We start from the raw sequence: 9066 nt of genomic DNA on the forward strand, positions 1-9066 counted from the left end.
AGAGACTCCGCGTGCGTTGCACAAGCCCCGTCTCGCACGAAATGACTACATGTGAGTCGATTCACTGAGCGAACGCCCATTCGGCCCCGGCGTCCAGTGGATAAACGGGGCGCTTCACGTGCTTGAACTCGAAGAGACTGTAGTCCGAACTCGTCACGCCGCGGCTGTCGCATTCCACCAGCGCCGCGCCAATCGGCACGAAAACCGGCCGGCAGTACATGCGCGATTTGAGCAACAGGAAACGCGCGCGGCGCGGATCGATGCCGACGCTCTCGAACACGCCCAGATCCCACGGCTCATGTGTGCGCTCGGTGAGCACGAGCTTCACGGTGCCGGTGTCGAGTACCGCGGCGCGTCCCATGAAGGCGCGTTGGCCCGTGTAAGTCGGCCCGCTGATCACGTACTCGCCATCGGTCAGCGCACGCACCACGCCCGTGACGGCGACCGGCGGCCGTGGTGTCACCGCGCTGCCCGCCGCCTTGTTGCCGATCGTCACGGTCACGGTACTGCCGACACCGGCCGCCATCAGCGCCGCAACCGCCTTCGGATCGCACAACGGCCCGCTGACGATGCCTTCGAGGTTCTGCTTCAGTGCTTCCTCGAACAGGTCCATGGTGTCGCAGGTGCCGCCCGACATGCAGTTGTCGCCATGATCGAGCAGCAACACGGGTTTATCGGCGCCTTGCGCGAACGCTGCCGCTTGCGCGACCGAATCGGCGAGCGGCGCGCTGCGATAAACGAAATCGTCGCGCTCCGCCCAGATCTGCCGGGCGATACGCTCCGCGGTTGCTTCAGCCAGTGCGTGGTCGCCATTGCTCACCACGACCACGCTGATACAAGGCGCGGCGATATCGGCCAGCGAGAATCCCGACAACACCGAGACCGCGAGGAGACCGTCGGTTTCAGCCGCGCGCGCGGCGTCTACAGCGCGTTTCATCGCGCCTTCGGCGGTCGCGCTACGCAGGGTGTGCGTGAGCAACGGCGGCTGCCGCCACGCGATCAGCGGCTTCGCGTTGCCGTGTACCTGGTCGAACATCAGTCGCGCCGCGTGTGCGCCGGTCTCGTACATGTCGACGTGCGGATAGGTTTTGAAGCTGACGATCACGTCGGCGTTGTCGATCATCTTTTGCGTGACGTTGCCGTGCAAATCCAGAGCGACTGCAATTGGCGCATGCGGTAACGCTGCGCGCACGCGTTCGAGCAGATCGCCTTCACCATCCTTCGAATTTTCGGCGACCATCGCGCCATGCAGATCGAGCATCACGGCGTCGCAGCCGGTTGCGGCTGCAACGATCGCGTCGCAGATCGCGTCATACGCGGCGGCGGCGACCGGCCCGCTCGGATTCGCCGACGCGGATACCGGCGTCACGATCTCCGCTCGCTCGCGCTCGGCAGCGTCGATGAAGGCGGCCATCGCCGTCTGCATGCCCTTGTTCTCGTTGAATGCGTCCATGCCGTAACTGGGCCCGCTGCGGCCGAACGCGGCCAGCGGTGTGGCGACCGGCGAGAAGGTATTGGTCTCGTGGTTCATGCGGGCGATCAGGATCTTCATGCGCCGGTACTCCCCGGTTCGCCCGGCGTTCGCTGGGTCGATTGCGCCGCGTTCAGCATGGCCTGGAGCAGCACGTTGCAGCCGGCTTCCAGATGGTCCGCGCGTGCGTCTTCGATTTCGTTGTGACTGATGCCGTCCTTGCACGGCACGAAGATCATCGCGGCCGGTGCGACTCGCGCCAGATAGACGGCATCGTGACCGGCGCCGCTGATCACGTCCATCGACGTCAAGCCCAGTCGTTCCGCACCTTGCTTAACGGCGGCCACCAATTCCGCAGCGAAAGGCTGGGGCGGGAAATAGACGACCTGTTCGACGTCGATCGCGATCCCGGTTCTGGCATCCGCCTGCGCACAGGCGGCTCTTAATGCGTTGTCCATTGCGGTGAGCGTGGTGTCGTCGGCCGCGCGCAGATCCACCGTGAGCGTCACGCGGCCCGGAATCACGTTACGCGAGTTCGGATGCACGTCCAGCCAGCCCACGGTGCCGCGTCCATGCGGTGCATGATCGAGCGCAATGCGGTTGACCGCATGAATCAGATCCGCCGCAACCAGCAAGGCGTCGCGACGCAGTTCCATCGGCGTCGGACCCGCATGCGCTTCCATACCGTGCACCGTGACGTCGTACCAGCGTTGACCGAGTGCGCCCTGTACCACGCCGATGGTCGTGTCATGTGCTTCCAGAACAGGGCCTTGTTCGATGTGCGCTTCGAAGTACGCGCCGACTGCATGCGGTGTTTTGTGCTCGCCTGCATAGCCGATCGCCGTTAGCGCGTCGCGCACCGAGATGCCTTCGCGGTCGCGCTGTTCGAGCGCGTGCTCCAGCGTAAACGCGCCAGCAAACACACCGGAGCCCATCATCACGGGCACGAAACGCGAACCCTCCTCGTTGGTCCACACCGCGACTTCCAGCGGCGCCTGAGTCCGCACACCGGCATCCGCGAGCGTGCGCAGCACCTCGAGGCCCGCGAGTACGCCGTAATTCCCGTCGAACTTGCCACCGGTGGGCTGCGTGTCGATATGGCTGCCGGTCATCACCGGCGCCAGGTCGTCACGCAAGCCCGCGCGCCGCGCGAAGATATTGCCGATCGCGTCGATCCGCACGGTGCAGCCGATCTCCTTCGCCCATGCGATGAACAGGTCGCGCGCCTCGCGGTCCAGCTCCGTCAACGCGAGCCGGCATACACCGCCTTTGTCGGTTGCGCCGAGCCGCGCGAGTTGCATGAGACTGTCCCAGAGCCGAGCGCCGTCGACTCGCAAATCCGCGGACGTCGCCACGGATGTTGATTCGTGAACTTGCATCAATGCTTCCTCGTGTTGAAGACAGATTGCGCGTTAGACGACGCCGACGCCGAGATAACGGTCCTTGATCGACTCGTCTGCAGCGAACGACGCGTTATCGCCCGAATAGACGATCACGCCCTGTTCGATGATGTAGTGGCGGTCCGCCAGTTGCGTGCAGACTTCGAGGTTTTGCTCGACCAGTAGAATCGCCACGCCGGCTTGGCGGATCAGTTTGAGCTGCGCGACGATCTCTTCGACGATCACCGGTGCGAGACCTTCCACCGGCTCATCGAGCATTAACAGCCTTGGGTGATTCATCAGCGCGCGACCGATCGCGAGCATCTGCTGTTCGCCACCGGACAGTTGCGCGCCTCCGTTCGTGCGCCGCTCTTTCAGCCGCGGGAAAATGCGGTAGATGTCGTCGAGTTGCCACGGAGAATCCTTGCGCGCGCCGAGTCTCAGGTTCTCTTCGACAGTCAGCAAACGAAAGATGCCGCGATGCTCGGGCACGAAGCACACGCCGCGCGAGGCGATCTTGTGCGAAGGCAGGCCGCCGAGCTTCGCACCGTTGAAGGTCACGGTGCCGCGCTGCGGCGCGACGACGCCGGCAATCGCCTTGAGCGTGGTGGATTTGCCCGCGCCGTTGCGGCCTAACAGCGTGACGGTCTCGCCCTCGGCGAACTGTAGCGTCACGCCTTGCAGAATGTGACTCTTGCCGTAGAAACCGTGAATGTCCTGAACATCGAGAATCATGCGCGACCTCCGGTGATCATGTTGCCGAGATAGGCGCTGCGCACGCGCTCGTCGCCGCGGATTTCGTCGGGACGGCCTTCAACCAGCACACGCCCTTGCTGCATGACGGTAATCGTGTCGGAGATGTCCATCACGATCCCCATGTTGTGCTCGATCAGCACCACGGTGTAGTCGTCGCGCAGTCCGCGAATCAACTGCTTCATATCGTCGAGATCGTCGATGCCCATGCCTGAGGTCGGCTCGTCGAGAAAGATCGCCTTGGGCCGCGCTGCGATCGCCATGCCGACTTCGAGCCGGCGCTGCTGACCATGTGACAGCGCGTTCGCCGGCACTTCGCTGAAACGCTGTAACGCGAGCCGTTCCAGCACACCGTCGACAGTCTCCGCATGCGTGAGCGCGCCTTGCGGCGGGGTCCATGGATTGAATGCACGCACGGCATCGACCCCTTGCGCGGCGAGGCGCAGATTTTCTCGTACGCTCAGATTGGCAAACAGGCTCGTCACCTGAAACGAACGCGCGACGCCGCGGCGCACCCGCTTGTGATCCGGCTCACGCGTAACGTCGTGACCGTCGAAAACGATCTTTCCTTCGGTGATGGGAAGTGTGCCGGTCAAGACGTGGAACAGCGTTGTTTTGCCCGCGCCGTTCGGCCCGATGACCGAATGCACCGTACGCGGCAGGATGTTCAGATTGACGTCGGAAAGCGCGGTGAATTTTCCGTAGCGCTTGACGATGCCGCTAGCTCGTAGAATGGCTTCGCTCATACGGGCTCCTGGGTGACGTCGTTGTCTTTCCCGTCTTGCCGGCCTTGCATGTCTTTGTTCGCGTTGCGGCGCAATGCCTGCCAGATTCGTTCACCCAACCCCCACAAGCCGCGCTGCATGAACAGGCTCACCGCGATCAGCACAACGCCCAGCAATAACAACCAGCGCGGCCACAGTGTCGAAAGCCAGTCGGCAAACAGCACGTAAAACGCCGCGCCCAATACCGAGGCGAACAGATTGCCCGTGCCGCCGATCACCGTCATCACGAGGATCATCTCGCTCGTGTGATAGTCGATGTTGGAGAGCGGCGCGATGCCGGTCATCAACGCGTGCAGCGCGCCGGCCAGACCGGTGACCGCGCCGGAGATCACGAACGCCATCAGCTTGAAACGTTTGACGTCGTAGCCAACCGCCGCCGCGCGCGCCTCGTTGTCGCGAATCGCCAGTAGCGTGCGGCCAAAAACCGAATGGGACACGCGCATCAACAGCCAGAACACCGCGACGAAAAGCACGCCGACGAAACCGTAGTATTGCCACGGCGATGTCAACGGCACGAGCGTCTTTCCAAACAGGCCGAGCGCCGGGCGCGGAATGTCGAGCAAGCCGTTATCGCCGCCGGTCAGATCGGGCGTGGTGTAGGCCAGAAAATAAAATAGTTGCCCAAACGCAAGCGTCAACATGACGAAGTAGGTACCGCGCTGGCGAATCGAAAACCACCCGACCAATGCGGCGGCCGCCGCACCGATCAGGATCGACGCGAGCAATGCGACGGGAACCGGCAAGGCCGTTTTGGTGAGAACCAGGCCGGCACAGTAACTGCCGAGCCCGAAGAAAATGCCCTGCCCAAATGAAAGCAAACCCGTGTGGCCGAGCAGCAGATTGCAGCCAAGTGCGGCGAGCGCGAACACCAGCACCTCCGTGGCCAGCGATCCGGACCGCAGTGTTAGCGGCAAGACGCATACCACTAATAGCGCAAGCAGCAGGAAACGATAGCGACGCAGTGCGCGTTGTGCGCCATACCGGGTCGTTGCCGACGCAACATTTGTTGTGCCGGATTTCGGGGTATCGATCATGCCGCCCTCCCAAGCAAACCGTTTGGACGCAGTAATAGGACAGCGGCCATTGCGACGTAGATCATCAATCGCGCGCCTTCCGGCCACAACGTGCTCATCACGCTCTGCACAATGCCCACCAGTAATCCGCCCACGAGCGCGCCGAGGAAATTACCCATCCCGCCGACCACGACCACGACGAAGGCAACGCTGAGCGCCTCGATGCCCATGAATGGATCGACTCCGCGAATCGGTGCGGCAAGTACCCCCGCCAACGCGGCCGTTGCCGCACCGAGCGCGAATACCAGGCTGAAAACACGCAACACGTTGATGCCCAGCAGCGACACCATTTCCGTCGATTCGCTACCCGCGCGCACCGCACTGCCGAGCCGCGTGCCTTCCAGCACCCACCACAGCAACGCCGCCAGCACGGCCGTGAAACCGATCACGAACAGCCGGTATTTCGGATAGACGAAACTGCCCCATATCACCACGCCATTAAGCATGTCCGGAACCGGCACGTTGTCACCGATCGGCCCCCAGATCAGGATCGCGCACTCCTGTACGACGAGCGCGAGGCCGACCGTCACGAGAATATGAAACTCGTGCTGCTGTGCGTAGACGTGCCGCAAGATCAGCTTCTCGACGATCCACGCAAGCGCACCGACGACGATCGGCACGACCACCAGTGCGGTCCAGAAACTCATCGACCACTGCATGGCCTGATAGCAGAAGTAGGCGCCGAGCAGATAGAACGCGCCGTGCGCGAAGTTCACGAAGCGCAACAGGCCGAACACGATCGACAAACCGACCGCGAGCAGGAAATACAACATTCCCACTCCGATTCCGTTGACGATCTGCAGAAGATAAACGTTCATGGCGTCCGTCTGGAGGTTGGGGCGAAAGATGACCGTGGAGGGCACACACGGGTTGACGCGCGATACTGGTGGTTCAGGTGGTCGGGGGGGTGCGTGACCGTCATACTTGATGCCTCAATGCCTTAATGCCTTAATGCCTTAATGCCTTAATGCCTTAATGCCTTAATGCCTTAATGCCTTAATGCCTTAATGCCTTAATGCCTTGATGCAAAAAAATTGCGGCACGCGAGCGCACCGCATCTCTGCATCAGGTCATCTTGCAGCCGGTTTTATCTAGCGGCAGGAACGACTGGCCCGAGCTCACGATATCTGCGTAGTCGTCGGCGTTTTTCATTTTGTTCTTCGCCTTGCCTTTCAACAGATAGTAGTTCTTCAGCACCTGATGGTCGCCTTTGCGGATTTCTTCAGGGCCGGTCAAACCGTCGTATTTCATGCCCTCGAGTGCGGCGACCACTTTCTTCGGATCGACATTGCCTGCTTTCACGATGCCGTCGAGCAGAATCTTCGTACAGATGTAAGAGCCCGCAAGGCTATAGTTGGGGTTCGCTTTGAATGCGGTGTTGGCGCGTTTGACGAGATCGCGATTGAGCGGCGAGTCGATGCCGTGCCAGTACTGCGCGCCGAAATAGACGCCTTCGCACAGGTCGGCGCCGAGCGATTCGAATTGCTCAAGGCCCGATGCCCACGCCATCAGAATCGTGCAGTTGTTCTTCATGCCGAAGCTCACGGCCTGGCGCAGCGTGTCGGACGATTGCGAGCCGAAGTTCAGAATCAGCAATACATCGGGCTTTGCCGCGACCGCGTTCGTCAGATAACCGCTGAATTCTTTCTCGTTGAGCGAGTGATAGCTGTTGCCCACATGCTCGATGTTCTTCTCTTTGAAGATCGCTTTCGCGGCAGACAATAAACCGTCGCCGAACACGTATTGCGGTGTGATCGTATACCAGCGTTTTGCTTTCGGCAGCATCTGGATCAGCGGACATACGGTCTGCTCGATCGCGCCATAGGTCGGCACAGACCAGCGGAACGTGGCGTCATTGCAGTCCTTGCCGGTGATCTCGTCCGCGCCGGCCGTAGTGATGAAAACACCGCCGGCTTTCTGCACTTCCTTGCCCATTGCCAATGCTTCGGATGACAGAATACCGCCTGCGAAGAAACGCGCGTTCTTCTGCTGCGCGATTTCCTGCACGCGACGCACCGCTGTTGCAGGCTTACCTTCCGTGTCGAGCACCGTATATGCAAGCGGTTCGCCGAGCACCTTGCCGTACTGTTCGATCGCAAGCTTCATACCGAGGTCGGCGTATTTACCGTTTGCGGCGAACGGACCCGACATCGGCACCGGACAGGCAAATTGCAAGGTAGTGGCCTGCGCGAACGCGCTACGCGCGACCAGCGAGCCCAACGTCCCCGGAACGGCCGACAACGCGGCCAGCTTCAACATATTTCGGCGATTCAAAATGACGCTCCTTAGGAAAGAGACACGCACTGACCGACTACGAAACTGCACGCATTGCGCGAACGACTGCACGAGACTGCTTGAACCTGCTGGCTGCCGTGAAGTTTTCCACCACACCGGCTTTGTTCTATTTATCATGATAAATAGGTTGGACTTGATCGTATGTACAATAAATTCGGGTGTCAATAAGGCAAAATTCCTGGCAGCGTCGAGGCGGCCTCGCCAACCGTTGTGAGAGCGGTGGACCGATCGGGGATTGCGCAGGACAAACTGGGAGCATCGAATATGGCCATGGATCGCGCCAAGGCTGGCGCCGCGATTGAGATCAAGCAGCAGAAGCGCGGCGATCTGGTCGCGGAGGAAATCAAACGGCTCATCACCGAGAAGGACCTGAAGCCGGGTGATCGGCTGCCGCGTGAGGTGGAGTTGCAGCAGCTCTTTTCAGTGAGCAAAAGTACGATCCGCGAAGCACTGAAGTCTCTCGAGGTGCAGGGACTCATCAAGGTGACCACGGGGCCGACCGGCGGCGGCATGGTGGTGGAGGTGCCGCTGGATCGCACGTTGCAGCTTTTGCAGAACTATCTGTTCTTCAAGGACGTCTCCATCGACGACATTTACACCGTCCGCAAATTGCTGGAGCCTGAACTTGCGGCTGGGGCGGTACCGCATCTGACGGAACAGGATTTCGACGCACTCGAAGCGAGCATTGCGTGTTGCGATCGGCCGGCTTCGTCGCACGGCGGGAAAGATATCGTGCGGCAGCGTCAGGAAGACGTGAACTTTCATGACATTCTGGCCGCAGCGAATCCGAATCCGTTTTTGCGTTTCAGTTGCGAGCTGATCAACGAAATGATCCGACAGTTGATCGAGTTTAGAAACGACACGCCGCAGTCCGAGCACGAGCGGTTTGGACAGGCGAACGTAAAAATTCACAAGGCGATTACGAAAGCAGCGCGTGAGCGTGACGCGGAGAAGGTTCGTGAGTTGATGGTGATCCACATGACTGAAGCGCCACGCTACGTGAAGCGGATGAAGGGAAAGTTGCGCGGGCGGCTGATTCTGGATTCGGAGATTCGTCGGCGTGTGCGCGCACGTAACGTGGCGCCGGTTGATGGCGATGATGAGGCGTGATGGGGGGCGGAGGCAATGGGTCGCGAATAGAGCGGTGACCGGGCGCTGAAGTGGAAGAGCGGCACGTCCGTGTAGACGTGGGATGCCGCGCTGCGGTGCCCAACGTGTTGATTTGCACGGAATCCTGACCCGGGATTTGCATTGAATTCTGACCCACCCGTTGGACCAGCTTTGCGGGTTATTCGGTGGGTGTCTGGGTC

At 60.9% G+C, this 9066-nt stretch carries 8 protein-coding genes; 1 reads left to right on the forward strand and 7 read right to left on the reverse strand.

Annotated features, from left to right (window positions below):
* Nucleotides 1–61: 61 nt before the first annotated feature.
* From BX591_RS31585 to BX591_RS31615, 7 genes are all read right to left on the reverse strand, one after another.
* Nucleotides 62–1552: a M81 family metallopeptidase gene (locus BX591_RS31585; protein WP_111935242.1), complete on the reverse strand. Its 1491-nt coding sequence runs from the start codon at nt 1550–1552 to the stop codon at nt 62–64.
* Nucleotides 1549–2850: a Zn-dependent hydrolase gene (locus BX591_RS31590; RefSeq protein ID WP_111935243.1), complete on the reverse strand. Its 1302-nt coding sequence runs from the start codon at nt 2848–2850 to the stop codon at nt 1549–1551. The genes BX591_RS31585 and BX591_RS31590 overlap by 4 nt, the downstream gene beginning before the upstream one ends.
* A 33-nt stretch (nt 2851–2883) precedes the next feature.
* Nucleotides 2884–3585 carry an ABC transporter ATP-binding protein gene (locus BX591_RS31595; RefSeq protein WP_111935244.1) on the reverse strand — a complete coding sequence of 234 codons (702 nt, stop codon included), beginning with the start codon at nt 3583–3585 and terminating at the stop codon, nt 2884–2886.
* Complete coding sequence (locus tag BX591_RS31600; protein WP_111935245.1) at nt 3582–4349, reverse strand: ABC transporter ATP-binding protein; 768 nt, start codon at nt 4347–4349, stop codon at nt 3582–3584. The genes BX591_RS31595 and BX591_RS31600 overlap by 4 nt, the downstream gene beginning before the upstream one ends.
* Entirely contained in the window at nt 4346–5422 is a 1077-nt protein-coding gene (locus tag BX591_RS31605; RefSeq protein WP_111935246.1) for a branched-chain amino acid ABC transporter permease, read from the reverse strand. The genes BX591_RS31600 and BX591_RS31605 overlap by 4 nt, the downstream gene beginning before the upstream one ends.
* Nucleotides 5419–6279: a branched-chain amino acid ABC transporter permease gene (locus tag BX591_RS31610; protein WP_111935247.1), complete on the reverse strand. Its 861-nt coding sequence runs from the start codon at nt 6277–6279 to the stop codon at nt 5419–5421. Before BX591_RS31610 ends, BX591_RS31605 begins: the two co-directional genes overlap by 4 nt.
* A gap of 247 nt (nt 6280–6526) precedes the next feature.
* Nucleotides 6527–7735, reverse strand: a complete 1209-nt coding sequence (locus tag BX591_RS31615; RefSeq protein WP_111935248.1) for an ABC transporter substrate-binding protein — start codon at nt 7733–7735, stop codon at nt 6527–6529.
* 285 nt (nt 7736–8020) lie between these two features.
* On the opposite strand from BX591_RS31615, the gene BX591_RS31620 reads away from it, so the two are divergent.
* Nucleotides 8021–8866, forward strand: coding sequence for a FadR/GntR family transcriptional regulator (locus BX591_RS31620; RefSeq protein ID WP_111935249.1), 846 nt, complete (start codon nt 8021–8023; stop codon nt 8864–8866).
* Nucleotides 8867–9066: the final 200 nt, after the last annotated feature.

The organism is Paraburkholderia bryophila, from assembly GCF_003269035.1.
Classification (GTDB): Bacteria; Pseudomonadota; Gammaproteobacteria; order Burkholderiales; family Burkholderiaceae; genus Paraburkholderia; species Paraburkholderia bryophila.

What these genes read in the sequence shown, in the direction of transcription:
- BX591_RS31585 (WP_111935242.1), bottom strand. Translation starts at nt 1,552, where the DNA reads ATGAAGATCCTGATCGCCCGCATGAACCACGAGACCAATACCTTCTCG.
- BX591_RS31590 (WP_111935243.1), bottom strand. Translation starts at nt 2,850, where the DNA reads ATGCAAGTTCACGAATCAACATCCGTGGCGACGTCCGCGGATTTGCGA.
- BX591_RS31595 (WP_111935244.1), bottom strand. Translation starts at nt 3,585, where the DNA reads ATGATTCTCGATGTTCAGGACATTCACGGTTTCTACGGCAAGAGTCAC.
- BX591_RS31600 (WP_111935245.1), bottom strand. Translation starts at nt 4,349, where the DNA reads ATGAGCGAAGCCATTCTACGAGCTAGCGGCATCGTCAAGCGCTACGGA.
- BX591_RS31605 (WP_111935246.1), bottom strand. Translation starts at nt 5,422, where the DNA reads ATGATCGATACCCCGAAATCCGGCACAACAAATGTTGCGTCGGCAACG.
- BX591_RS31610 (WP_111935247.1), bottom strand. Translation starts at nt 6,279, where the DNA reads ATGAACGTTTATCTTCTGCAGATCGTCAACGGAATCGGAGTGGGAATG.
- BX591_RS31620 (WP_111935249.1), top strand. Translation starts at nt 8,021, where the DNA reads ATGGCCATGGATCGCGCCAAGGCTGGCGCCGCGATTGAGATCAAGCAG.